This is a genomic window from Rhodopseudomonas palustris HaA2 (assembly GCF_000013365.1).
Taxonomy (GTDB): domain Bacteria; phylum Pseudomonadota; class Alphaproteobacteria; order Rhizobiales; family Xanthobacteraceae; genus Rhodopseudomonas; species Rhodopseudomonas palustris_J.
In genome coordinates, this window is record NC_007778.1 from 1020007 (window position 1) to 1046382 (window position 26376).

18 protein-coding genes are annotated in these 26376 nt (G+C 67.4%); 7 read left to right on the forward strand and 11 right to left on the reverse strand.

The window, feature by feature from the left end; translation table 11 throughout:
* Nucleotides 1-188 precede the first annotated feature (188 nt).
* The 3 genes from RPB_RS04520 to RPB_RS04530 all read right to left on the reverse strand — a co-directional run bounded on the left by RPB_RS04520 (nucleotide 189) and on the right by RPB_RS04530 (nucleotide 5765).
* The gene (locus RPB_RS04520) at nucleotides 189-1109 is read right to left on the reverse strand and encodes an efflux RND transporter periplasmic adaptor subunit (protein WP_011439790.1); all 921 of its coding nucleotides are present in this window, start codon (nucleotides 1107-1109) and stop codon (nucleotides 189-191) included.
* A gap of 88 nt (nucleotides 1110-1197) precedes the next feature.
* Nucleotides 1198-3666: an adenylate/guanylate cyclase domain-containing protein gene (locus tag RPB_RS04525; RefSeq protein WP_011439791.1), complete on the reverse strand. Its 2469-nt coding sequence runs from the start codon at nucleotides 3664-3666 to the stop codon at nucleotides 1198-1200.
* 131 nt (nucleotides 3667-3797) lie between these two features.
* Nucleotides 3798-5765, reverse strand: a complete 1968-nt coding sequence (locus RPB_RS04530) for an AsmA family protein (protein WP_011439792.1) — start codon at nucleotides 5763-5765, stop codon at nucleotides 3798-3800.
* Nucleotides 5766-6033: 268 nt separating this feature from the next.
* Between RPB_RS04530 and RPB_RS04535 the strand changes: the two genes are divergently transcribed.
* Nucleotides 6034-6714, forward strand: a complete 681-nt coding sequence (locus RPB_RS04535; RefSeq protein WP_011439793.1) for a Crp/Fnr family transcriptional regulator — start codon at nucleotides 6034-6036, stop codon at nucleotides 6712-6714.
* Nucleotides 6715-7137: 423 nt separating this feature from the next.
* Here RPB_RS04535 and RPB_RS04540 read toward each other — a convergent pair whose 3' ends face one another.
* From RPB_RS04540 to RPB_RS04570, 7 genes are all read right to left on the reverse strand, one after another.
* Nucleotides 7138-10320 (reverse strand): efflux RND transporter permease subunit, encoded by a 3183-nt coding sequence (locus RPB_RS04540; RefSeq protein WP_011439794.1) that lies wholly within the window; start codon nucleotides 10318-10320, stop codon nucleotides 7138-7140.
* The gene (locus RPB_RS04545) at nucleotides 10320-11288 is read right to left on the reverse strand and encodes an efflux RND transporter periplasmic adaptor subunit (RefSeq protein ID WP_011439795.1); all 969 of its coding nucleotides are present in this window, start codon (nucleotides 11286-11288) and stop codon (nucleotides 10320-10322) included. The genes RPB_RS04540 and RPB_RS04545 overlap by 1 nt, the downstream gene beginning before the upstream one ends.
* A gap of 213 nt (nucleotides 11289-11501) precedes the next feature.
* On the reverse strand, nucleotides 11502-12140 hold the full coding sequence (locus tag RPB_RS04550) for an OmpA family protein (protein WP_011439796.1): 639 nt from the start codon (nucleotides 12138-12140) through the stop codon (nucleotides 11502-11504).
* Nucleotides 12141-12265: 125 nt separating this feature from the next.
* Nucleotides 12266-13891: a caspase family protein gene (locus tag RPB_RS04555; protein WP_011439797.1), complete on the reverse strand. Its 1626-nt coding sequence runs from the start codon at nucleotides 13889-13891 to the stop codon at nucleotides 12266-12268.
* Nucleotides 13892-14124: 233 nt separating this feature from the next.
* The gene (locus RPB_RS04560) at nucleotides 14125-14469 is read right to left on the reverse strand and encodes a hypothetical protein (RefSeq protein WP_011439798.1); all 345 of its coding nucleotides are present in this window, start codon (nucleotides 14467-14469) and stop codon (nucleotides 14125-14127) included.
* A 97-nt stretch (nucleotides 14470-14566) separates the two neighbouring features.
* Complete coding sequence (locus RPB_RS04565; protein WP_011439799.1) at nucleotides 14567-16708, reverse strand: caspase family protein; 2142 nt, start codon at nucleotides 16706-16708, stop codon at nucleotides 14567-14569.
* A 276-nt stretch (nucleotides 16709-16984) separates the two neighbouring features.
* Entirely contained in the window at nucleotides 16985-17611 is a 627-nt protein-coding gene (locus tag RPB_RS04570) for an OmpA family protein (protein WP_011439800.1), read from the reverse strand.
* A 500-nt stretch (nucleotides 17612-18111) separates the two neighbouring features.
* Between RPB_RS04570 and RPB_RS04575 the strand changes: the two genes are divergently transcribed.
* Nucleotides 18112-20028: an autotransporter outer membrane beta-barrel domain-containing protein gene (locus RPB_RS04575; RefSeq protein ID WP_011439801.1), complete on the forward strand. Its 1917-nt coding sequence runs from the start codon at nucleotides 18112-18114 to the stop codon at nucleotides 20026-20028.
* A 103-nt stretch (nucleotides 20029-20131) separates the two neighbouring features.
* Here the strand turns inward: RPB_RS04575 and RPB_RS04580 are convergent, their stop codons facing one another.
* Complete coding sequence (locus RPB_RS04580; protein ID WP_011439802.1) at nucleotides 20132-20629, reverse strand: MarR family winged helix-turn-helix transcriptional regulator; 498 nt, start codon at nucleotides 20627-20629, stop codon at nucleotides 20132-20134.
* A gap of 127 nt (nucleotides 20630-20756) precedes the next feature.
* Here RPB_RS04580 and RPB_RS04585 point away from each other — a divergent pair, with 127 nt between their 5' ends.
* From RPB_RS04585 to maiA, 5 genes are all read left to right on the forward strand, one after another.
* Complete coding sequence (locus RPB_RS04585) at nucleotides 20757-22379, forward strand: FAD-dependent oxidoreductase (RefSeq protein WP_011439803.1); 1623 nt, start codon at nucleotides 20757-20759, stop codon at nucleotides 22377-22379.
* Nucleotides 22380-22673: 294 nt separating this feature from the next.
* Nucleotides 22674-22898: a DUF2783 domain-containing protein gene (locus RPB_RS04590; protein WP_011439804.1), complete on the forward strand. Its 225-nt coding sequence runs from the start codon at nucleotides 22674-22676 to the stop codon at nucleotides 22896-22898.
* A 263-nt stretch (nucleotides 22899-23161) separates the two neighbouring features.
* Complete coding sequence (locus RPB_RS04595) at nucleotides 23162-24112, forward strand: MBL fold metallo-hydrolase (protein ID WP_011439806.1); 951 nt, start codon at nucleotides 23162-23164, stop codon at nucleotides 24110-24112.
* Nucleotides 24113-24162: 50 nt separating this feature from the next.
* Complete coding sequence (hmgA, locus tag RPB_RS04600; protein ID WP_011439807.1) at nucleotides 24163-25509, forward strand: homogentisate 1,2-dioxygenase; 1347 nt, start codon at nucleotides 24163-24165, stop codon at nucleotides 25507-25509.
* Nucleotides 25506-26162, forward strand: coding sequence for a maleylacetoacetate isomerase (maiA, locus tag RPB_RS04605; RefSeq protein WP_011439808.1), 657 nt, complete (start codon nucleotides 25506-25508; stop codon nucleotides 26160-26162). Before hmgA ends, maiA begins: the two co-directional genes overlap by 4 nt.
* Nucleotides 26163-26376: the final 214 nt, after the last annotated feature.

Consider the following 26376-nt stretch of genomic DNA (forward strand, 5'->3'; position numbering starts at 1 on the left):
ATCCGTGTAACTACGAGTTTGATCCGCGTGCGGTGATAAGCGGGGCGATGTTTGCGATTGGGGGTGATACTCTGGAACTATTCGGCCAACAGTCGGAGCGACCTTCGTCGTGCAGGCGCTGATCGAGTTCAGTTAGTTGTGCGATGAAAATGACGCGATCCGCGTGGCGATGCAGCGCCGCGTAGCGGTTACTTCTCGGCCGGCTTCGCGTCGGCGACCACCGGGCGCACCGGGTCGCCTTCGCGCAGCAACGCGCCGGCACGGGCGACGATGATGTCGCCTTCCTGCAGGCCTTCGCGGATCTCGACATTGCCGCCGTTCATCAGCCCGACCTCGACGCGCTTGGTCTCGACCGTCTGGCGCCGCACCACCTGCACGACTGTGCCGGCCGAGCTGTAGAGCACGGCCGTCAGCGGCACCGAGATGCCGCAGCTTTCGCCGGTCTTGATCATCGCGCGGCCCGAGGCGTTGGACAACAGCCGCTTGGTCGAGCTGACGCCGACGAACACGCTGGCGAGCTGGCTGTTGGGCTCCACCGTCGACGACACGCGCCGCACCCGGCCTTCGATCTCGTCGGGCACCCCGACGATCTTGACCGCGGCGGTCTGGTTGACCGCGAGCTGCGCGAGATTGCGCGTCGGCACCTGGCCGACCAGATCGAATTCGCTGCGCGCGATGATGGTGTACAACGCTTCGCCCTTCGCCGAGGCCGGCGATCCGATCACCGCGGTGGAGCTGGAGACGAGGCCCGCGACCGGCGCGGAGATCGTCGATCCGCTGTCGGGCCCGGCGAGTTTCGCCAACGCCTGGCCCTGCGCGACGATTTCGCCGGCGTCGGCCATCACCTCAGTGACCCGCGCGCCGGGGCGGTCGGGGCGGATCGAGATTTCGTCGCGTGGGATCAGGAAGCCGGAGACTTCGACGATCGCCGGAAAGCAGGATTTGGCCGCCTTCAGCACCGTCACCGCCTGGCCCTTGACCGCATTGGGCTCCGCCTCGTCGGCGGCGCGCGCCGGCAGCGCGGTCGCGCACAGTGTTGCGATCAGCAGAGCGCTCACGCCGCGCTGGAGAATGTCGCGGGCAGGGCCGTTCGCGATCCCAAAGTTCATCGTCACACCCTCTGTCCCGTCCTGCATCCCGAATGACATGCAAGTCCGCCTGCAACTCTAATCATGCGGCGTCCGCCGCGCCAAGCGCTCACGACGCGCGGCCGGCGCTGGCCGCGGGGCGCGTCTCATGGGTGTCCGCAGCGGCGTCGGAGGTTTCACGCCAGCGCAGAATTTCGACGGCCGGTATCGGGCGGCTGAAGCCTTTCAGCGTCAGCGGTTCGATCGGCTGCGCCTCGGCCCAGTCCTCGACCATCGCATAGGCGCGCTGGCTGACGATAATCTGGCCCGGCGCGGCTTCGGCGCACAGCCGCGAGGCGAGGTTGGTGACGCTGCCGATCGCGGCGTATTCCAGCCGGTGCTCGAAACCGACCTGGCCGATCGTCGCATAGCCGACCGCGATGCCGATGCCGAAGCCGAGGCTGTGGCCGCGATGGCTCCATTTTTCGGTCAGCGTGGCCAGCGCGTCGCGCATCTCGACCGCCATCTTCACCGCGCGTCGGGTATGATCGGCGAACGGGATCGGGGCGTTGAACAGGATCATCACGCCGTCGCCGGCGAAGCGGTCGAGGGTGCCTTCGTAGCGGAAGATCAGTTCGCCCAAAGCTGCGTGATACTCGCGCAGCACGTTCATCGCCTCTTCCGGCTCGGAGGCTTCGGTGAAGGCGGTGAAGCCGCGCAGATCGCAGAACACCACGGTGACTTCGCGGCGATGGCTGTCGAGCAGTGCGTCATGGCCGTCGGAGGAGGCGATCAGTTGCGCCACCTGCGGCGCGAGGAAGCGCTCCAGCCGCCGGATCCGTTCGATCTCGCCGAGCTGCTTTTCGACGCGCTCCTCGAGTGAGCGATTCCAGTCTTTGAGCTGATCGGTCTGCTCCCGCAGTTGCGCCGCCTGAAGCTGCACGGTGTCGTGGGCGCTGGCCAGTTCGCGGCCCTTGTGGTCGACCTCGCGGAACAGCCGGGCGTTGCGCATCGCCAGTTCCGATTGATGCGCGAAGGTGCGCATCAGCCCGATCAGATTGTCGGCAAAGTCGCCGGCGCTGCGCCGCAGCACCACCAGCGCGCCGAGCGCGCCGTGCTGGTCGAGCAGCGGCACCACCAGCACCGAGGCGAAGCCGGCGGCGAGCGCGAGCGCCTTCAGAGGATGGTCGGGCGCGGCGGACAGATCCGGCACCGCGATCGGCTGGCCGGACTGCGCGGCGTCGCCGAGCACGCTGCCGTCGGCGTCGATCGACGCATAGGCCACGCCGCCGTCGGTCGGCGGGTCGATGCCCTTGGCTTCGGCGAGATCGAACCGCCGCTGCAGCGGATCGTAGCTGAAGATCAGCACCGCATCGGCGCGGGTGATCTCCAGCGCCCGCGCCGCCACCGTCGGTAGCACCGCATCGAGATCGAGCGAGGAGGCGATGGCGCGGCCGACTTCTTCCAGCGCCTTCAGTTCGTTGATCGACCGCTCGAGGTCGCGGGTGCGCTCCTCGACCTTGCTTTCGAGCCCCGCATAGGTCTCCCGCAATTGGCCGGCCATGCTGTTGAACTGATCGGACAGCTCTTCCAGCTCGTCGCCGGTGCGGACTTCGATGCGCTGGCCGAAATCGCCGCCGCCGAGCCGGCTGGCGCCGGCGCGCAGCGCGTCGATCGGCACCAGCATCCGCCGCGCCAGCAGCATGCTGGCGATGATCGCGACGATCAGGCCGAGCGCGATCAGGCCGGCGATTCGCAGCAGCACTTCGCCGATCGATGCGAAGGCCTGGCTGCGCGGCTGTTCGAACAGCACGAACCAGCCGAGCTTCGCCACCGGGCGCGACGCCACCAGCATCGCGTTGCCGTCGCCGTCCTGTCCCGACGCCAACGCCTGCGGCGGATCGCGCAACAGCGCGGCGACCTGACGCCGGCTCGCAATGTCGTCGCCGAGGGTGTCGCTGTCGCGCGAACTCGCCAGCAATCGGCCTGCGGGGTCGATCACATAGGCGATCCCGACCTTGCCGGCCTGGGCGTCGCCGACCAGTTCCGACAGAAACCGCAGGTCGATCTCGGCCACGGTGATCGCCGGGTCGCGTCCGGCATGCGCCACCGCGACGACGATGAACGGACGTCCGTTGCGGAAGCGGGTCTGGCCGATCGACACGCCGGTTTCGGCGGCCCGTGCGACCTGCGGATCGCGCCAGAATTCCTCGCCACCGCCCGGTCCCGTCGAGCGGGTCAGGCGCAGCGCCTCGCGGCCCTGGCCGTCGATCAGCGCGAGCTGGCTGATCGCCGGCACCTGCTGCATGAGCTGGGTGTAGTCGGTGCGGCGCTGCTCCAGCGTCTGCACGCTGGCGCGCGTGGTCCAACTGATCTGGCGCTCGAGCTCGGTCATCGCCTGCGCGATCCGCCGCGCGCTCGCTTCGGCCTTCTCCGCCATCGCGTCGATCAGCGCCGTGCGGGTCTGTCGATAGCTGAACCAGATTTCCAGCGCGCCGTTGACCGCGAGCACGAACACCACCAGCCCGACCAGCGACGTGACGTATTTCGCGAACAGGCCGCGACGTCGCGTTCGGGGGATGGTCTCGAGGCCGGGCATTCTGTTCCTTTGCAGCCGCACAGCGCCGCTGACCGGCGGGCCGCGCGGGACCGGACTTGGTCTTATCACAGAATGCGGGGCGAGCGCTGCCGCGGGCTCGGCCCGGACGGGGGCGGGACGAGGAGGGCGGCCTATTGGCCGCGAAACAGCTGCTTCATGATCGCGTTCATGGCGGCATCGTTGTCGATGCGGTCGGCGGGCGGCGCACCGGGCTGTTGCGGCGGCGGCTGCGATGGCGTGGCGCCGGTGGACGGTCCGGCGGCGCCGCCGCTTTGCAGGCCCTGCTGGATCAGCCGGCCGATGCTTTCGCCGAGCGCGCCGCCGAGCGGATTGTCCGCCCCCGGTGCGCCGCCCGCGCTGCTGTTCGCGCCGCCGCCGAGCGCGCCGAACAGGCCCTTGCCCATCTGGCGCAGCCGCGCATAGGCCTGGTCCGGATTGTCGAGGATGCCGGCGGCATCGGGGAAGATCCGCGGCGACGCCCACGGCCCCTCGATCATCACCGGGATGCCAAGCCCGACCGGCTCGGCGGTCGGACCGGCTTGTGGTTCGCCGGGCGCGCTCTGGCCCTGCGTGGTCAGCACCAGCTTCGGCTCGACCTTGAGCGCCAGCGTTTTGGCACCGAGATCGATGGTGCCGGCGCCGGTCATCCGCACCAGCGGCCCGGCCAGCGCGAGGTCGGCGGTCGCGGCCTTGCCCTGCGCGATCCGGAACGAGGCGCCGAGCTGCGTCAGGTCGGTGGCCTCGGTGCCGTTCTCCTGCCAGCCCGACAGCGTCGCGCTGGTCAGATTGCGGATCATCCGCGCGACGTTGAGGCCGCGGATCTCGCCGTCGCGGACATTGACGAAAGCGGTGCCGGCGAGGCTCGCCATGATCGCGCGCGGACTGTCGCCGCTGCCGCGCAGCGCCAGCTTCGCCTGCATCTTGCCGTCGATCCTGTCGAATTCGGCGAGCCCACTGAGCAGCGGCAGCGCCCGGACACCGTCGAGGTCGCCGCGCAGGCTGAACGACGGCGTCCGCTGCGAGGCGTCGATGCCGAGCTGGCCCTCCGCCTCGCCGCCATAGACGCCGATCTGCGAGAACTGCGCGGTGACCACGCCGCCGATGAGTTTGGCGTCGATCGACGCCGGGGCGAAATGCGCCGCGCCGAGATTGAGCGCGTTCGCCGACAGCCGCAGCTCGGCATCGACATAGTTCAACCCCGACAGATCGATCCGGGCGTCGCTCCACGGCGCGCCGGGGGGCTGCGCGGGCGTGCGCGGATGGCCGAGATCGAGCCGCTGGAAATCGAGATCGAGCTTGAGCCGCGGCTTGCCGGCGAGATCGGCCGAGGCCCAGCCGTTGAAGGCGCCGTCGCCGAGCGTGCCGGACAGGCCGTTGATCTGCAGCAGCGCGCCGCGCAGCCGGACCTCGGCCTTGGCCGCCAGCGGCGCGCGCAGCAGATCGGGCGCCTCGAGTTTGAGTTCGACAGGCACCGGCTGCGCATCCGCGGCGGGCGGAGACGCCTTGATGTCGAATGTCGCCGGCTTGCCGCCGAGCTGCGCGCCGCCGACCGCGCTGACGCGGCGCTCGGCATCGATCGTGATCTCGGCATTGATGCGCTCGATCCGGTCCTCGACGCGGTCCGCCGCATTCGCCATCACCACGACGCCGTCTTCGACAATGACGCGGTCGATGACCGTGTCGATCTGTCGGCCGTTGCGGATGGCGGGCGACGGTGGCGACGAGGCGGTCGGCGCGCGCTCGCGGATCAGCGGGACGCGAAGCTCGGGCTTTGTCAGCGTCAGCTCGGTGACCCGTGGCTTGCCCGAGATCACGCTGCCGAGCGGCAGTTCGGCGCGGACGCGCCCGATGGTGAAGCGGCTGTCGGGATTGCGGTCGTTCGGATCCTGCAGCGTCACATCGTTCAGCGTGACGCTGAAGCCCGGAAACAGGCTGATCTTGCTCGCGCCGCCGATCGCGAGCCGATAGCCGGTGTCGCGTTCGATGCGGGACTGGATCGCCGAGGTCACGGCACCGGACGGAATTCCGACCACGACCAGCAGCACGGCCGCGACGACGATCACCGCGATCAGGATGCCGGCAAGCTTGCTGAGTTTCATGACCACTTCCCAAGGCGCAATGTCGCGCGCGTGTATCGCTCGGCCGCGCCACGACGCACCGCGTATCGTGACGCGCGTCCGATGTGACCGATCGGATCAGGCGCGATCAAACCGGAATTTCGGATCGGCGGCGAGCCTCGTGTGCGGCGGCCGGGCAAAATACCGCAGTGAGAGCCGGACATTCTGTGACGCGTGGCACATTTTGTTTGAACCATTGTCCCTCTCACGCGGCTAAACGGTAAGTGACATTCTGGGGGCGATCATCGCGATGAGTACGCAGGCCGAATTCGCGGTCATTCTGAAGCTGAATCCCTTGTTCGCCGATCTCGGTCCCGAGGAACTGCAGCGGATCGCCGGGCTGTGTCATACGCAGCAGCTCAATGCCGGCGAAATGTTGTTCCAGAAGGGTGACGACGGCGACGCGTTGTTCGGCGTGCGGCGCGGCCAGATCCGGATCGAGACCGGCGCCTCCGACGGCAGCCGGCTGACGCTGAATTTCCTCGGCCCCGGCGATTTGTTCGGCGAGGTCGCGGTGCTGGATGGCCAGAGCCGCACCGCCGACGCCACGGCCGGCGAACCCACTGAACTGTTCGTGCTGCGGCGTGACGATTTCCTCGGTCATCTCGAGCGCGAACCGAAGCTCGCGGTGAAACTGATCGCACTGCTGTGCCAGCGCATCCGCTGGATGAGCGAGCGCATGGAGGAATCGGTGCTGCAGCCGCTGCCGGTGCGGCTGGCCCGAAGACTGTGCGCGCTCGCGGCCGATTTCGGCGCCGAGGTGCACATCTCGCAGGAGCAGCTCGGCGTGTTCGTCGGCGCGGCGCGCGAGAGCGTCAACCGCCAGCTGCAGAGCTGGCGCAAGGACGGCATCCTCGATCTGCACCGCGGCCGCATCCTGCTGAAGAACATGGGCCGCCTGACGCAAGTCGCGCGCAGCCAGGAGCGCTGATCGGGAATCGACGACATCGTCGTCGTCATTCCGGGATGCGCTGCGGCGCAGGGCAGACCCGGAATCCATACGCACTGCGGGCCCGTCGAGGCCGCGCGTCGGATGTCAGCCGAAACCAGAGCGCTTCATCGACCTCGCGTGCAGAGTCGTCATCCTGAGAGCCTGCCCCGGACTTGATCCGGGGTGCGAGCGCAGCGAGCCTCGAAGGATGCGGCCCGCGTGCCTGCGGCCCATCCTTCGAGGCCCGCCGCCGCGCACAGCGCGGCCCAGCGGGCGCCTCAGGATGACGGCGGCAACCGGATCGCGAGCGCTGATTCCATCAGAAGCAGAACGGCTCCAGGAATCATAGATTCCAGTTGTGCGCGCCGACGCGCAGCGTTCGCGACGCGCCATCAAATCGCCGATCGCGGCACTCCGGTTCGCTTACTTGCTTCGCCAGAACGACAGGCTCTTCGCCGGCGCGACGCTGGCCGGCGCGGCTGTGGCCGGCGCGGGCGTGGGGTTCGGCGGCGCGGGCGGGCCGGGCGTCCTGCCGGTATCTTCGTCGTCGCCGTGATGGGTGAGCAGCAATTTGCCGAACCGCCAGAACAGCCGGCCGACATCGTCCATCATCATGAACATCGCGGGCACGAAGATCAGCGACAGCACCGTCGAGAAGATCAGGCCGCCGATCACCGCCAGCGCCATCGGCGAGCGGAATTCGCCGCCGGCGCCGAACGCCAGCGCGCTCGGCACCATGCCGGCCACCATGGCGATGGTCGTCATCACGATCGGCCGGGCGCGTTTCTGGCCGGCGTCGATCATCGCCGCTTCGCGAGGCTTGCCCTCGCGGATCGCCTCCAGCGCGAACTCGACCAGCATGATCGCATTTTTGGTGACGATGCCCATCAACATCAGGATGCCGATCCACACCGGCGTGGTGAGCTGCTTGCCGGTGACCAGCAGCGCGGCGATCGCACCGCCGATCGACAGCGGCAGCGAGAACAGGATGGTGATCGGCTGCAGGAAGGTGCCGAACAGCAGCACCAGCACCGCATAGACCATCATCAGGCCGGCCGAGATCGCGGTGGCGAAGCCGTCCGAGAGTTCGTTCAGGCTTTCGGCGTCGCCGGAGGGGCTGACGCGGACGCCCTTCGGCAGCGATTTCATCACCGGCAGATCGTTGATCAGCTTGGTGGCGTCGCCGAGCGCGGCGTTGCCGACCAGATCGGCGGCCACGGTGGCCTGACGTTCGCGGTCGTAGCGGTTGATGCTGGTCGGGCCCTGGTCGAACTTGATGTCGGCGACCACCGACAGCGGCACCGAGCCGCGGCCGCCGAAGATCGGCACCTGGAGCTGCTCCAGCACGCCGAGCTCGCCGCGCGCGCCGTCCTCGAGCTGCACCCGGATCGGCACCAGCCGGTCGCCGGCGTCGAATTTGGCGAGCGCCGGGCCGACGTCACCGATGGTGGCGACGCGAATTGTTTCGGACAGGCTCTCGGTCGAGACGCCGAGCCGGGCGGCGAGATCGGCGCGCGGCTGGATCCGCAATTCGGGCCGGTCGAGCGAGGTCTCGGAGATCACGTTGGAGATGATCGGGATGCGCTTCATCTGCGCCGCCAGTTCCTGGGCGACGTTGTTGACGATGTTGCTGTCGGCGCCGGTCACCACCAGCGAGATTGCGCGCAGGCCGTTTTCGTCGAGGAACCAATAGCGGATGTCGGGAATCTGGTCGAGATCCTTGCTGATCGCCAGTTCGAGGTCGCGCTGGGTGATCTTGCGGTCGCCCTTCGGCGTGTAGTTGATGATCAGCGAGGCGCGGCGGACCTCCTGGATGCCCGGCGGCACCCTTCCGCCGTCGACGAACACGCTGCGCACCTCGGGCCGCTGGCGCAACAGCGTGACGATCCGCTCGGTGGTCTTTTCGGTGGTGCGGATCTGGGTGCCGGGCGGCAGCTCCATCGCCATCACCGAGCGCGCGGTGTCCTGCGCCGGCAGGAAGCCCTGCGGCAGCAGCACGATGCTCCAGATCGACGCGGCGAACACCCCGAGCCCCATCAGCACCGTGAGGTAGTAGTGCTTCACCGACCACGTCACCATGCGGGTGTAGGCCTGCAGGACGCGGCCCGGCGGCTTCTCCTCGTGCGAGACGTTCTTGAGGAAATAGGCGGCGAGCACCGGCGTGATGAAGCGCGCCGCCAGCAGCGAGAAGAACACCTGCACCGAAACCGTGATGCCGAACTGCTTGAAGAACTGTCCGGCGATGCCGGACATGAAGCTCGCCGGCGCGAAGATCGCGATGATGGTCAGCGAGATCGCGATCACCGCGAGGCCGATTTCGTCGGCGGCCTCGATCGCCGCCTGATAGGGCGATTTGCCCATCCGCATATGGCGGACGATGTTCTCGATCTCGACGATGGCGTCGTCGACCAGAATGCCGGTCGACAGCGTGATGGCGAGGAAGCTGACCAGGTTCAGCGAGAAGCCCAGCATGTCCATCGCCCAGAACGCCGGGAAGATCGACAGCGGCAGCGAGATCGCGGCGATCACGGTGGCGCGCAGGTCGCGCAGGAACAGGAACACCACGATCACCGCAAGGATCGCGCCCTCGAACAGCGTCGAGATCGCGGCTTCGTAATTGCCTTTGGTGTAGTCGACCGAGGTGTCGATCAGCTTGAGATCGACGTCGGAATGCTGCGCCTTCAGGGCCTCGATCCGCTTCTGCACGGCTTCCGCGACCACGACGTCGCTGGCGCCCTTGGAGCGCTTGATGCCGAGCGCCACCACCGGCTCGCCGTTGACGCGGGCGAAGGTGCGGCGGTCGGCGATGGTGTCGGTCACGGTGCCGAGGTCGTCGAGGCGGATTTCGCCGCCGGACGGCAGGCTGATCATGGTGCCGGCGAGGTCGTTCAGCGTTTTCGCGCCGGCCAAGGTGCGGATCGCCTGGTCGTTGCGGCCGATTTCGGCGCGGCCGCCGGCGAGGTCGACATTGGTGCCGCGCAGCCGTCGCGACACGTCGAGCGCGGTCAGGCCCGCGGCCTTCAGCCGGTCCGGATCGAGCGACACCAGGATCTCGCGCTCGACGCCGCCGATGCGCTCGACCTGCGCCACGCCGCGCACGCCCTGCAGCGCGCGCTTGACCACGTCGTCGACGAACCACGACAATTGCTCCGGCGTCTTGCCGGGCGAGATCGCCGCGTAAGTGAGGATCGGCAGGCCGATCACGTCGACGCGCTGGATCAGCGGCTCGTTGACGTTCTGCGGCAGGTTGCTGCGGACCCTGGTGATGGCGTCCTTGATGTCGTTCAGCGCGCGGTCGGTGTTGGTCTCGAGCGCGAACTGAATCGTCGTGACCGACAGCCCGTCGGTGATCGACGAGGCAATGTGGCGGACGCCCTCGACGCCGGAGACGCCGTCCTCGATGGTCTTGGTGACCTGCGCTTCCAGCTCGGCCGGGGCCGCGCCGAACTGCGCCACCGCCACCGAGATCACCGGGATGTCGGCGCTCGGCAGCCGCGTCACCGCGAGCTTGGTGAAGCTGATCCAGCCCAGCGCCAGCAGGATGATCGAGAACACGATCGAGGGCAGCGGATGCCGGATCGACCAGGAGGAGACGTTGAGGCCCATTAGCGTGCTCGCGATCGGTCGAATTCGTCGAGGAAGATCGGCTTGATCGGGTCGCCGTCGTGCAGCGAGGTGCCGGAATCGGCGACGACGAGCTCGCCTTCGCGGACCCCGTCGAGGATCTCGATGCTGCTGTCGGACACCAGCCCGACCTTGACCCGGCGGGTCTCGACGGTGCCGCCCTTCACCACCTGCACCTTGAGATGGTCGATCGCCGATCGCGGGATCGCGACGCCGCAGCTCCGCCGCGCGTCGATGGTGGCGCGGACGAACATCCCGATCTTCAGCGACGGCGTGTTGGTGACCGAGATCCGGACCTTGCCGAGCTGGGTCTTGCGGTCGATCTGCGGCGCGATCAGCCGCACCTTGCCGACCAGATCCGGCCCGTCGTCGCGGCCGATGCGCGCGGGCGCGCCGGCCGTGACTTTGAGCGCGTGGATGCTCGGCACTTCGGCTTCGATCTCGATCTCGTTGCCGACGGCGATGCGCGCCACCGGGCCGGCGAGCGGCGACGCCGGGGCACCGACGGCGGTGCGCAACTCGGTGATCAGTCCGGCGGCCGGCGCGCGCAGCGATTTCGCCCCTGTCGCGCCGACGGTGCGCACCAGTTCCTGATTGTCGGTGACCAGATCGCCCTCGCGGACCAGCACCTCGGTGACCTTGCCGTCGCTGTCGGCGATCACCGCGGCCTCGCGGCGCGGCACCACGAAGCCGGTGACGCGCACCATGTCGGAGAAGCAGGCGTTGGTCGCCTTGGCGACGGTGACCTGCACGCCCGGCGCCGGCGGCGCCGCTTTCTCGGCGGCGATCGCCGCATTCGCGAATCCCAGAACCGCGAATCCGAGAACCGCAATCGCGCGGGTGGCGATGGGGAGATTCGGCGCAATGCGCGCGGCGCGGCGCGGGCCGGCCGAAACGATCATCGATCTGCAGCGGGACGGCGCGGCCAGCTCGATCCACAGCTTGGTCATGAGCGCACTCGATCAGGTCTCGATTCGGAAGTTCGCTTCATCAGTTCGATCATTCAGCGGATTCGAATCGACGAACACTGAAAACCAAACGTCCGGTGCGCAACCGCGGGCCGCAATCTACACACCGCCACGACTCGACAAAAGCGCAAAAGCGCCCCGCCGGGAGCGGGGCGCCGAATTGCCGAGACGCGATCACGTTCGGTGCATCCGGTATCACTTGGAGGCGGTGGTCTGGCTGGTCATGTTGACCACCTGCACCCGCCGGTTGGACGCGTCGGTGGGATTGTCGGCGTTCTTCGGCTTGCTCTCGCCGTAGCCGACGGTCACGAGGTCGGCGCCGGCGATGCCGTATTTCTCGACGAGGACGCGTTTGATCGTGTCGGCGCGCCGTTCGGACAGGTCCTGATTGTAGTTGTCGCTGCCGATGCTGTCGGTGTGGCCGGCGACCACGAAGGTCGATCCCCTGAGGTCCGGATTGGCCAGCGCCTTGCCGAGCGCCTCGACGGCGGGCTCGGCCTTGCGGCTGATATTCGCCGAATTGTACTCGAAGGTGATTTCCAGATCGATGTTCGGCTTGTCCTTCGCCATCGCGGCGATCTGCTCGCGCTCGCTCGACGACAGCGACCGGGTCGGGCGGTTGCGCAGCGTATCGACGAACTGCCGCTCGGCGGGCTCGGCTGCCGGCCGCGACGGCGACAGGCTGCGCGTCAGCGGTTTCTTGGGCGCCAGCGCGCGCAGGATCTGGTCTTCGGTGGCGTCGTCGGCGGCGAACGCCATGCCGGCGCCGAACGACAGCGCGGTGCCGACACCGAGGAGGACGCGGAAAATCCCGAGACTGGATGTGGTCGACATGGCGTTATCCCTCCGCCCTCAGGCGATCTCTGCAACACGGTTGAGGTCTATCAAAATCCGTCTCGATCAATCGTCGCTGCCGGGGCGGAGAAGGTTCAACACGCCGCTGAGGCGGTGCGTCGCACTCAGCGCACCCCGTAGCTGTCGAACTCCTTCACGATGTTGGGGTCCATCCCCTTGGCGGTGGTGATATCGATCTCGCCTTCGGATTTCATCCCGGCGCGCTGCCGGGCGAGGCCGCGGCCATACAGCGACGACGTCAACCGCGGATTGATCTTGAGCGCCGCGTCGAAATCGGCGATCGCGTTCTTGTTCTGGCCGTTCTTGAGGTTGAGCAGGCCGCGACTGTCCAGCGCGTCGACGAAATTCGGACGCAGCCGCAGCGCCTCGTTGCAGTCCTTGAGCGCTGCGGTCAGTTCATCGACGACAGTGCGCACCCAGCAGCGATTGTTGTAGGCCTCGACGTCGCGCGGGTTGAGCCGGAGCGCCTCGTCGAAATCCTTGATCGCCGACCAATAGGCGCCCTTGCTGGCATAGACCTGGCCGCGGCGATACAGCGCGTTGGCGTCCGCCGGATTGTCGTCGATCCGCTTGTTCAGGCTCTGCACCGTCGGGTCGTCGCGCAGCGCCAGCCTGATCTTGTCGTCGTTCTGCTTGGGATCGGCGGGCTCGACCTTGGTGCCGAGCTCCTTCGACAGCTCCTTGGGCAGTTCCTTCGGCACGTCGATCGGCTTCGGCAGCTCGATCTGCTTGGCGAGTTCGGCCGGCTTGTCGGGCGCGGCGGCCGGTAGCGGCGCGGGCTTGGGCTCCGCGGCTGCGACGGGTGGCGTCGGGGCCGGCTTGGTTTCGGCAGGCTTGATTTCGGCGGGTTTGGCCTCGACCGGCTTGGGGGCGGCCGGCGCCTCCGGCGGGGTGCGATCGACGATCGGGCTGGTCGCGGGCGCGGCGGTCGCGGCGGGCTTCGGCGCGCTGTCGCTCGCGGCCGTGGCGGCCGCGGGCACGAAGGCGAAATCCTCCGCCAGGGACGACGAGATCCACGGCACCTGTTCGCTGCGCGACGCCCGGGTGACGCCGACGCGGGTGCGGTTGAGCGCTTCCTCGGCGCCGAGCCCCGGCACGCGGATTTCCTTGAGCAGTTCGCTGACGAACAGGCTGCGATCGCCGCCATTGTCACTCACGACTGAACTCAGTGCGGCGGAGTACATCACCAGCGAACCGCCGGGCGCGATGATCGGGGCGAGGCCGGCCGAGAAGCTGCGGAACCGGCGTTCGAACGGATTGCGGCGCGACGCGTCGATCAGCGCGATCTTGACGGTGGCGCCGCGGCTGTTGAGCTCGCCGAGCACGGTCTCGAGGCCGATGCCGTCGCGGCGGACGTCCGGCTCGGTCCAGATCTGGGCGTCGACCGGGATCATGTAGCTCTGCCGTCCGGACTGGATGCCGAAGCCGCTGAAGAACACCAGCGCGACCGAACCCGGCTTGACGCGATTGTACAGCCGGTCGAAGGCGCGCCGCATCGCATCGCCGCCGAGATTCTCGCCGACATCGACGTCGAAGCCGTCGCGCTTCAACTCGTCGGCCAGTTCGCGCGCATCGTTGACCGGCTGTTTGAGCGGCTTCTCGGAGTCGGGATATTTGGCGTTGCCGATCACCAGCGCGACGCGCCCGCCGCGATCGTCCGCGGCATTCGATCGGGTCGCCGGCGCCGTCAGCAGCGTGAGGAGGACGAGCAACGCGATGCGGATCTTCATTCAACCCCGGTCCTGAGATGGGGCGCCGATCCAGCCGGAGCCGGACGGCGACCTGACTTCAATCAGTGGTCTTCATAGTATCAAACCGTGCCGGTCGCCACTGTCAATCAGCCGCGACGTCGGCTTTCGGCGCCACGGTGAGTGCGGGCGGTGTCGTGGATCCGTCACGCTGATCGCGTCACGTGGCCATCTTTCAACGTCGGTCTTGCACGGCGGTGACGGCGGGGCAGGACTCAATAGCCGATGCCCAGCATCAGGACGATGTGGCGCCGCTGCCACCACGACCCGGCGGGCGCCGAGCTCGCCTCGGTGCGGCGCAAGGTTCGCGCGGCCGTCGCAACGCGCATCCGCTTCGTCGCCGCGACCGGTGCTTTCGCCATCGCGCCCGACGTCGCGACCACCGCTTCGGTGGTCGAGGTGGCGACACCCTGCGCGATGACGCCGAGGCTGACGGGCGCGGTGATGGTCTCGTTGCTGGCGACCGCGCCGTGGGTGGCGGACACCTGCAGCACGGCGAGGGTCGCCACGAACCCGGTCGCCGCGATCGCGCGACGCGTCAGGCATGGATAGTCGAGCATCGATCACCTCTTTCACGCCCGTCCGGCATCGACGGTGCCGGATCTGCTGGCCTCGTCCGGCGCTGCTGCCGGATCGATCAGTTCGGTCGACCCGCGCTCAGAAGCCGACGCCGATCATCGCGGCGGCGCCGCCGCTCGGCCGCGACGTCGCCTGCTGCCGGGCGCGCGGTTCGGGCCGCGACTGACGACGCTCCTGTTGCGCTTCGCGGCGGGCCGGCTTGCGCCGCGCCGCGCGGTCGTCTTCGTCGTCGCGCTGGCGGCGCGCCGCCGCTTTCGGCTCGTCGCGCTTCTCGCTCGCGATACAAGCATCGCCCTTGGCGATCTCGCCCGCTTTGCACACCAGCGGGCACACCCGGCCCGATTGCTTGCCGAGGTCCGCCACCAGCGCCTCTGTCACGCTGAGATCGCTCGATGATTGTCCCTTGATGCTCAAATAGCGCCCCAGCGCCGTCCTGGTCGGGTCGCCGAGCACGCCGTTCGGCTTGTCGGTCAGGCAGCCGATCCGCGCCAGTTCGGTCTGCGCGGAGCGAACGAGTTGCGGCGAGTTCGGCATCGCGGCGGCGCGCTTGTCGGCTTCGAGCTTCAGCCGGTCGATCGCCATGGCGACCATCGGCTGCAGCCGGCTGCAGGTGATCGATTTGGCCAACACCTTCATATCGTCGAGCGCCGAGGGCGCGTCGCTCTTGCTGTTGAGCGCGTCGAATTGGGCCTGCTGATCCTTGCAGACGGTCTCCTGAATGGCCGCCTCCGCGGCCTTGCGCCGCTCGTCCTCGGCCTGCCTGGCGCGCTTTTCACTTTCCGCGCGCAGCGCCGCGGCTTCCTGGGCGGACTTCTGACGGTCGGCCTCGTCGGCCTTGCGCTTGGCTTCGGCCGCCTTGCGCTCGGCGTCCTCCGCCTTGGCTTTGGCCTCGGCCTCGGCTTTCTGGGCGCGGCGTTCGTCCTGCTCGCGCTGGCGCGTGGCGGCTTCCTCGGCCTTTTTCTGCGCGGCCTGGAGCTTCGCCAGTTCCGCCGCCCGCGCCGCGGCCTCGCGCTCGGCGCGGGCGCGCTGCTCCCGCTCGCGGGCGATCTGCTGCAGCAATTCGACGCGGCTCTGCGCGGCGATCGACCGCGGCGAATCCGGATATCGCTTGATGAATTTCTGCAGCGCCGCAATGTCGTTGCTGTCCTTGACGCGATCCCAGTCCAGCGCCTCCCGGGAACTCACTTCGCGCCCCGGCGCCGGCGTGCCGGGATCGACCGCCGCGGTCGTGATCTGGCCTGCCGCCGACGGGGGCTCGCCGCTCGGGACCTGATCGGTCAGACTCGCGATCTGGGCGCGGGCCAGATCGGCATAGAAGCCGGTCTTGTAAGTGGCGAGGAACACCTCCCAGGCGCGGCGCGAGCCGATCCTGGCGACCAGATCGTAGTCGGCCTTGACGTCGCTGGCGGTCGCCTCCTGCGTCACTGCCGGCGCCGGCACCAGCGACACGTTGCCGCCGCCGAGCGAGCCGTACACGAACGGCTCCTGCTTGTTGCCGGTGGCCTTCATCACCTCGTCGCGGACCCGGCCGAAGGCGAGCCGGATGTCGAGCCCGGGCACGGTGAGGTTCTTCAGGATGGCGGTCGTGAACGGGCTGTGATCGCCGGTCCCGTCTTCCGCGGTGGAGCCGGCCTTCGCCGCATAGGCGATCAGCGTATCGGTGCTGGTCGGTTCGACCTTGCCGAGGCCGGACACGACGTTGCGGCTCGCCACCTTCCTTTCGCGCCGCATCCGCACCGTGAACGGGTTGTCGCGACAGGCGTCGAGGATCACCACCCGCAGCTTCTGCGCGCCGTCGGCGGACGACACCAGGCGCTCGAGCGGTATCGCCTCGTCCTCGGCGTCGCGGTCGCTGGCCAGCCGGGCGTCGATCGGGATCAGATAGTTGGTTCCGCTGATCTCGATGCCGTGGCCGGCGTAGTAGATCACGGCGACGTCGGCCTGGTCGGCATCGGTCTCGAATTTGCGGATCGCGCGCTTGAAATCGAGGTTGCCGGCGTTGATCACCCGGGTGACGTCGAAGCCGGAATCCTTGAACATCCGCGCGACGGCGTCGGCGTCGCGCGACGGGTTGGGAAGCTGCGGGACGCTCTGATACAGCGAGTTGCCGACCACCATCGCGACACGTTTGGCGTCGGCCAGCGCAACGCCGCACGACACCGCCATCGCCAGGATGGCTGCGCCAATCGTCGTCGCAATCGGACCAAGACGCTCGATCATGTCGCTTCCTGGGTGCGGCTCCTCGCCGGGCAGATCCCCATGGATTCGGGACGGAACGTTAAGTGAGTTATCTGTGATGTACGTCGACTCCGACGCACCTCGATCGTAACGCAGCTCGAGCGCGGTTCGCTGCGAATGTGACGCGATCAGCGCGACCCACATTCATAGCTTCAAGACAATAGCTTCAAGAACGACATCGACGATCGCCATGATCCTATCTTCAACCCAGCGCCCGATCAATCACCGGCGCCGGGACCGATCAGTCGCGGCACGAGGTTACTTCGCCGCCTCGTCGTGCTCGGCCATGTTGACGATCTGGACGCGGCGGTTCTCCGCGGCGAGCGGCTCGGCCGAGCTCTTGAGCTGCTTCTCGCCGTAGCCGACGGCGACCAGATTGTCCGGCTGGATCCGATAGCGCTCGATCAGGTAGCGCTTGACGGCCTCGGCCCGCCGTTCCGACAGGCTCTGATTGTAATCGTCGCCGCCTTTGGCGTCGGTATGGCCGGCCAGCATGACGATCGAATTCTTCAGGTCGCTGCTGGTCAGGGCGTCGCCGAGGCTCTTCAATTGCGGTTCGGCCCGCGGCGACAAGGTCGCGGAGTTGTAGTCGAAATTGATCTCGAGATCGATCGTCGGGCGCTTGGCGGCAATCGCTGCGATCTGCTCGCGGTCGCCGGCCGACAGCGACCGGGTCCGGCTGACCCGCTTGATCGTCGCCAGATCGTCCGGACTCATTGCGGCGCGGGTTCCGCTCAGGCTGCGGGTCTTGGAGGTCTTGAGCTGATCGCGAATCTGCTGCGAGGACACCTCGCCGGCCTCCGCCGCGGTCATGCTGATACCAGAGCCGCCCACCAGAACGACGGCGGCCAGCGCCAGGCTGAATTTGATCTGCCGAATCATCATGTTTCGCTCCATCTGGCCGAGGCCGCTCAGCGGCGGGCTCGGTCCTCATGGGAATTAGGATGGCGCCCAAGTGCTGCGCTTCGCTGTGACATAGGTCACTCAGGTCCGTCGTGAGAGGCGTCCGGTGTGAGCAATAGTGAGCAGGGCGGGCGCGGAATCCCTCTCGATCTTGGTCGCCGGGCGGATGCTGATTGTTCAAGCGATTCAGAAATTTAGTGCTTCGGCGAATCAGGTCGACCGGCGCGTCGGGCCGAACTGCTACCAATGCGGCGCCGACCAACTGATCAGTCCGGATTGAGCTACCTGCGTGAATAGTAATCGACATCACAGATGTTGCCGCAATAGCACATGGAGTTGAATTGTCGGGTTGTACACCCGCTCTGCGGGCCCTCGTGCTTGCTCGCGCCGATTCCCGTGACTTAGAAATAATACGAAACATCCCGGCCGACTCGGCGACGGGGTTCCGCTGAAATGCACGTTGTCGATGGGGGTCGATAGTTATGCAGAAGGCTCGGACACGAATTCTGGCTGGCTTCGCCTTCGCGATGGCGACCTCGGTTTCCACCGGCGCCGTTGCGGCGTGTACCGGCACCGGCAGTTTCGTTCCGGGTCTGGTACCGGGCTTCAACCCGTCATCGGTTCTTCCATTCGCCGCCGGTGGCGCGGTGAACTCGCTGGTCTCGGCGATCAACACGGCGAACACCGCGTTTCTCACCCAGTCGACCGCCTTCGTCAGCGCGCCGGCGAGTCCGCGGCCGAATCAGGAAGGCGGCGGGGTCTGGACCCGCGCGATCGGCGGTGAGGTCACCACCAAATCGACCAGCACCACCACCAACGTCGCAGTCGGAGGCGTCGGCCTGCCCGGCACCGTGACCTGCGACAACGAGAACAAGCTCAGCTTCGCCGGCGTCCAGGTCGGGGCCGATACCTCGGTCCTGAACTACAACGGCTGGAACCTGCATCTCGGCTCGACGGTGGGCTATATCGGCGCCAAGTCGCGCGACAAATCGTCGGCCGGGGTGCTCAATCCGCTCGGCGGCACCTTCGAGGACACGCTGCAGGTTCCGTTCGCGGGCGTCTATGTCGCCATGACCAAAGGCGGCTTCTTCGCCGACGGCCAGGTCCGCCTCGACTACTACCAGAACTCGCTGAGCGACCCGATCGTCGGCGGCATTTTCGGCCAGAAGCTGGATGCCCGCGGCCTCTCCTTCACCGGCAATGTCGGCTACAATCACGCGCTGCAGAACAACTGGTTCATCGAGCCGTCGGCCGGCGTGGTGGTGTCGAAGGTCAAGGTCGATCCGCTCAACGTCACCGGTTCGCTGGTGCTGCCCGCGAGCTTCACCCCGGGCGTGACCTTCCCCGGCCAATTGCAGGTCGACGACATCAACAGCACGCTCGGTCGCTTCAGCCTGCGCGGCGGCACCAGCATCGCCTCGGGCAACATGATCTGGCAGCCCTTCGCGATCGCCAGTGTGTATCACGAATTCAGGGGCGCGGTGACCTCGTCGTTCAACGGCGCGGCGGCGTCGGCGGCCACCGGTCTTCCGTCGGCGACCGGCAACATCTCCAGTTCCAACCTCGGCACTTACGGCCAGTTCGGCATCGGCGTCGCCGGTCAACTCGTCAACACCGGCCTGCTCGGCTACATCCGCGCCGACTATCGCGCCGGCGAGAACATCGACGGCTACAGCTTCAACGGCGGCGTGCGCTATCAATTCGCCCCCGAGGCGGTGGCCGCGGCTCCGCTCTACACCAAGGCGGCGAAGGCGCCGATTCTGGTTCACTCGGCCTACAACTGGACCGGCTTCTTCGTCGGCGGCAGCTTCGGCGTGCTGAACGGCCGCACCGACTGGACGTTCCAGCCCGGCGGCACCACCACCGACCCGCGCTTCGCCGGCGCCATCGGCGGCGGCCAGATCGGCTACGACTATCAGTTCGGCAAATGGGTGGTGGGCGTCGAGGGCGCGCTCAATGCGACCAACGCCAACGGCGCGCGGCCGTGCCCGTCCAGCGTGTTCTTCACCTGCGAGACCAATGTCAGCTGGATGGGAACCGCGACCGCCAAGCTCGGCTATGCGTTCTGGGATCGCTCGCTGTGGTACGTCCGCGGCGGCGGTGCCTTCGGCGACCTGAAGGTCACCACGACCTGCAACACCGGACCGTTCAACCCGCTCGGCCTCGCGGGTTGCGGCGAGAACGCCAGCCGCAGCCGCGCCGGCTGGACCATCGGCATCGGCTCGGAATTCGCGCTCAGCAAGAACTGGACGGTGCGGACCGAGACCAATTATTTCGACATGGGCCGCGAGCGCTACGTGCTGCCGACCTCGACGATCGACGTCAAGCAGAACGGCTTCATCTCGACCGTCGGTGTGAACTATCGCTTCGCGCCGACCACGCTGGTCGCGAAATACTGAGCCCTGCTTTCCGGGCATCCCGGCCGAACAAGGCCCCGGCGCAAGCCGGGGCCTTTCGCGTTTGGTCACCGCCGGCGCGTCGCGTGAAACGGGCGGTCGCGTCTCACCCGGCCGACAGCCGCGGCTTGATCGCCGCCGGCTGGTCCTGATCATGGCTGGCCTGGATCAGATCGAGGTGCCGCTCGATCTTGCCGAGCGCCGCCGCTAGGTCGGTACGCTCGCGCGCAGATAGGCACGACAGGATCTCCTGTTCCTTGCGCTTCAGCCGCGGCACCAGCTCGTGATACAGCGCGCGGCCCTTGGCGGTCAGCCGCAGCCGGAATTCGCGGCGATCATCCTCGTTCTCGACCCGCTCGATCAATTCGCGCTCCAGCAGCGCCGTCACGGCGCGGCTGATGGTCGATTTGTGCGTCCTTGTGCATTGCGAAATGAACTGTGCGGTGCAGGCGTCGTCGCGAAAGCCGAGCGTGGCGAGGATCCGCCAGCCCGGAATATCCAGCCCGTAGCGCTGCTGATATTCGCCGGCCAGCGCCGCGCTGACTTCGGCGGCCAGCCGGTTGAGCTGAAACGGCACGAAGGAAAACAGATCGAGCTTGCTCAAAAAAATCTCCGGCTCGGGTTGCGCGGCGGGGCGAGGCCGGCTTAGATGGTTGCAAATGAAACTATCATGCAGGAGGAAGCCTTGACCAGCGTTTTGCCGTCCCGCATGGGCCGAGCGGGCTGAGGCCATGCCCGCCCGCGAGAGTTTCCAGTTCGGTTATCGCCGCCACCCCGATCAGGACCGCGCAGCCCCGGATGGTGGGCGCGAGCCGGCGCGCCATCCCGTGGTGATCGTCGGCGCCGGCCCTGTCGGGCTGTCGCTGGCGATCGATCTGGCGCAGCGCGGCCAGCGCGTCGTACTGCTCGACGACGCCGACCGGATCGGCGAGGGCTCGCGCGCGATCTGTTTCTCCAAGCGCGCGCTGGAAGTGTGGGACCGGCTCGGCGTCGGCAGCCGCATGGTCGAGAAGGGCGTGGTCTGGCAGGTCGGCAAGATCTTCCGCCGCGACGAGATGGTGTATCGCTTCGACCTGCTGCCCGAGACCGGCCACAAGATGCCGGCCTTCATCAATCTGCAGCAATATTACGCCGAAGCCTTCCTGGTCGACCGCGTGCAGGAACTGCCGCAGATCGATCTGCGCTGGCGCAACAAGGTGATCGCGCTGGCGCAGCACAACGACCACGCGGTGCTGACGATCGAGACGCCGGACGGGCCGTATCGGTTGGCGGCGGACTACGTGGTGGCCTGCGACGGCGCGCGCTCGGCGTTGCGCGGCCTGGTCGGCGCGGAGTTCGAAGGTGAAGTGTTCGAGGATCAGTTCCTGATCGCCGACGTCAAGATGACGGCGGAATTCCCCACCGAGCGCTGGTTCTGGTTCGATCCGCCGTTCCATGCCGGGCAGTCGGCGCTGCTGCATCGCCAGCCCGACGATGTGTGGCGCATCGATCTGCAGATCGGCGCCGAGGCCGACGCGGCGGTCGAGCGATTGCCCGAGAATGTCCGGCCGCGGATCGAGCGGATGCTCGGCCACGGCGATTTCTCCTTCGAGTGGATCTCGGTCTACAAGTTCCAGTGCCGGCGGATGCAGCGCTTCCTGCACGAGCGGGTGATCTTCGCCGGCGATTCCGCGCATCAGGTCTCGCCCTTCGGTGCGCGCGGCGCCAATTCCGGGCTCGAGGATGGCGAGAACCTTGCCTGGAAACTCGCGCTGGTGCTGCGCGGCGAGGCGCCCGCGAGCCTGCTCGACTCTTATGAAATCGAACGCGGCCAGGCCGCCGACGACAACATCCGCCATTCGACCCGCTCGACCGATTTCATCGCGCCGCATTCGCAGCAGGAGCGCCGGCTGCGCGATGCCGCGCTGGCGCTCGCCAAGGAGGTCGACTTCGCCAAGCGCATGGTCAATGCCGGCCGGCTGTCGACGCCGACCGTCTACGACAGTCCGCTGTCGACGCCCGATGCCGATGCCTGGGGCGCGGGGCCGAAGCCCGGCGCGGCGATGCTCGATGCGCCGCTGGCGGCGGATGGCGCGCCGATGTTCCTCACCGAGGCGTTCAAATCCGCCGGCTGCGACTTCGTGCTGCTCGAGAGCGCCAATGGTGTTGCCGCGCCGGTGCCGCAAGGTGTGCGCAGCCTGCGCATCGGCAAGGACTCGCCGCTGCAGGACGCCGAAGGCGTGTTCGCCAAACGCTACGACGCCACCCCGGGCTCGGCCTATCTGCTCCGCCCCGACGGCTACGTCGCCGCGCGGTTCCGGCATCCGACGACAGCTACAATCCATGCGGCGCTGGCGCGGGCAAGCGGGCGATGAGGGCGCGGCGATGATGTCTGTCGAGACTCAGAGCTTCGAACGAGCATCGCAGCGCTTGGGGCGGAGCCTCTCACCGCAGGCACAACCGAACCTCTCCCCGCGTGCGGGGAGAGGTCGACCGGCGAAGCGCAGCGAAGCCGGTCGGGTGAGGGGGCGTCTCGACGAGGCCGAGACTCCGTGCCCGCGTCGCCCCTCACCCCAACCCTCTCCCCGCAAGAGCGGGGCGAGGGAGCTCGCCGCGGTCGGGGCGAAGGCCGTGCGCAGCAACGATCGCTTGAAGGGGAGGGCCGCGCAATGACCGCCGCCCTCTCGACCCAAAGCAATTTCGCCGATCCCGACGCCGCCTACCGGCTGATCGTCGAGGCGCATCGCGGCATCAGCGACGAGCAGAGCGCGGCGCTCGACGCGGCGCTGGTGCTGATTCTCGCCAATCACATCGGCGATCTCGCTGTGCTGCGCGACGCGGTGACGCTGGCGAAGCGGAGCGTGGTGGATGAGCAGCCGCAGGCGTCGTCATGATAATGACGCCACTCATCAGGCTGATGATCGGGAACGACGAGCCAAAGCCCTCGAGTTCGTCATTCCGGGGCGCGCGCAGCGCGAACCCGGAATCCCGAAGTTCGGGGCGAGAGCAGCGGTCGCAGAACACGTCTGGATTCCGGGTTCGCTCGCTGCGCGAGCGCCCCGGAATGACGACCTGAGAGACTTCGTCGAACGCGTATCAATCTGGCGCATCAATCAGACCAACACTGACCAACACTGACCAACACCAAGGACACCACATGGCCAAGGGCTTCGCTTCCACCACCGACCTCGCCGAAAAGAAGGTGACGTTCTCCGAGATCGGCCCCGATCTCTACGCCTTCACCGCGGAGGGCGATCCGAATTCGGCGGTGATCGTCGGCGAGGACGGCTGCCTGGTGTTCGACGCGCAGGCGACGCCGGCGATGGCCGGCAAGGTGATCGAGCGCGTCCGCGCCGTCACCGACAAGCCGATCAAATACGTCGTGCTGTCGCATTATCACGCGGTGCGCGTGCTCGGCGCTTCGGCCTATGGGGCCGAAGGCATCGTCGCCTCGCAGGAGACTTATCGCCTGATCGAAGAACGCGGCCAGCAGGATTGGGATTCCGAATACGGCCGGTTTCCGCGGCTGTTCCAGGACGCCGAGAGCATTCCCGGCCTGACCTGGCCGACGCTGACCTTCGACGGCGAGATGTCGATCTATCTCGGCAAGCGCGAGGTGCGGCTGATGCAGCTCGGCGCCGGCCACACCTCCGGCGACATCGTCGCCTGGGTGCCGGACGCCGAAGTGATGTTCACCGGCGACCTCGTCGAATATCACTCGGCTTGCTATTGCGGCGACGCTTATCTGCGCGAATGGCCGATGACGCTGAACGAGATCCGCGAGTTCAATCCCAAGGCGATCGCGCCCGGCCGCGGTGACGCGCTGAAGGGGCTGGAGACCACCCGCGAGGCGATCGCTATGACGCGCGATTTCGTCGGCACGCTGTACGGCGCCGCCGAAATCTCGGTCGCTCGCGGCCGCAGCCTCAAGGAGACCTGGGACGCGACCCGCGAAAAGATGGACCCGAAATTCGCGAGCTTCGCGATCTACGAGCACTGCCTGCCGTTCAACGTCTCGCGCGCATTCGACGAGGCCTCGGGCATCGACGATCCGGTGATCTGGACCGCCGAGCGCGATCGCGAGATGTGGGCCGCGCTGCAAGGATAATCCGAACCACCCGCTTTCCCCAGCCATGCACCCACGTGTTGGAGGATGACATGAATATCAACGCCGCACCGCAGATCATTGGCCACGGTTCGCAGGGCGTCACGCCCGGCTACATGTCGGGCTTCGGCAATTCGTTCGAAACCGAAGCTCTCCCCGGCGCGCTGCCGATCGGCCGCAACTCGCCGCAGCGCGCGGCTTACGGCCTCTATGCCGAGCAATTATCAGGCTCGCCGTTCACCGCGCCGCGCGGCGCCAATGAGCGAAGCTGGCTGTATCGCATCCGCCCCTCGGTGAAGCACTCCGGCCGCTTTACCAAGGCGGACATGGGCCTGTGGCGCTCGGCGCCGTGTCTCGAATACGACATGCCGATCGCGCAGCTGCGCTGGGACGCGCCGTCGATGCCGCAGGAGGATCTGACGTTCCTGCAAGGCGTGCGAACGATGACGACCGCCGGCGATGTGAATACGCAGGCCGGCATGGCGACGCATATGTATCTGATCACCCAATCGATGGTCGATCAGCATTTCTACAATGCCGACGGTGAATTGATGTTCGTGCCGCAGCAGGGCAGCCTGCGGCTGGTCACGGAATTCGGCGTCATCAGCATCGAGCCCGCCGAAATCGCGGTGATCCCGCGCGGCGTCAAGTTTCGCGTCGAACTGGTCGACGGCCCGGCGCGCGGCTATTTGTGTGAGAATTACGGCGGCGCCTTCACGCTGCCGGAGCGCGGCCCGATCGGCGCCAATTGCCTGGCCAATTCGCGCGATTTCCTGACGCCGGTGGCGGCCTATGAGGACAGGGACGTGCCGACCGAATTGTTCGTGAAATGGGGCGGGGCGCTGTGGCAGACCACGCTGCCGCATTCGCCGATCGATGTGGTCGCGTGGCATGGCAACTACGCGCCGTACAAATACGATCTGCGCACCTTCTCGCCGGTCGGCGCGATCGGCTTCGATCATCCCGATCCGTCGATCTTCACCGTGCTGACGTCGCCGTCGGAAACCGCCGGCACCGCCAATATAGACTTCGTGATCTTCCCCGAGCGCTGGATGGTGGCGGAAAACACCTTCCGGCCGCCCTGGTACCACATGAATATCATGTCGGAGTTCATGGGGTTGATCTGCGGCGTCTACGACGCCAAGCCGCAGGGCTTCGTCCCCGGCGGCGCGTCGCTGCACAACATGATGCTGCCGCACGGGCCGGATCGCGAGGCGTTCGATCATGCCTCGAACGGCGAGCTGAAGCCGGTGAAACTCACCGGCACGATGGCCTTCATGTTCGAGACCCGCTATCCGCAGCGCGTCACCGAATATGCCGCGACCGCCGGCACGCTGCAGGACGACTACGCCGATTGCTGGCGCGGCCTGGAGAAGCGCTTCGACCCGAGCCGGCCATGACCAAGACCGCTGATCACGACGCCGCGGTGCTGTACGGTTACTTCCGGTCCTCCGCGGCCTATCGGGTGCGCATCGCGCTCAATCTGAAGGGCGTCGTCGTCGCGCAGCGCTACGTGCATCTGCGCGACGGCGAGCAGAATCTCGAAGCCTACCGCTGGATCAATCCCGCCGGATCGGTGCCGTTTTGGCGCGAGGGCGATTTCGATCTCGCGCAATCGCTGGCGATCATCGAATATCTCGACGAGACCCATCCCGAGCCGCCGCTGCTGCCGAGAGATCCCAGGGCCCGTGCGATCGTCCGCGAAATGGCCTACGCGGTCGCCTGCGACATCCATCCGCTCGGCAATCTGCGGATTCTGAAACGGCTGACCGAGCTCGGCATCGACGAGATCGAGCGCGCGCGCTGGTCGAAGCAATGGATCGAGCAGGGTTTTGTGGCGATCGAGGCGCGGCTTTCGCAGACGCCGGGGCCGTTTGCTTATGGAGATCAGCCGACGCTGGCCGATCTGTGCATCGTGCCGCAGGTCTTCAACGCCCGTCGCTTCGACGCCGACCTCGCCCCGTTCGAACGCATCCGCCAGATCGAAGCCGAAGCGATGAAACTCGACGCCTTCGTCGCCGCCGAGCCGGGCCGGCAGCCGGATGCGGAGTGATGTTGGACAACCACACCTCGCGCCTGCGCACCCGCTAACCTCTCCCCGCGCGCGGGGAGAGGTCGACCGGCGTAGCGCAGCGAAGCCGGGCGGGTGAGGGGGCGTTTGCGTTTGAACTCCGGCGCCCCCTCACCCGGCGCGCCAAGCTGCGCTTGCCGCGCCACCCTCTCCCCGCGCGCGGGGAGAGGGTACATCCGCCGACCCGATAGAACCG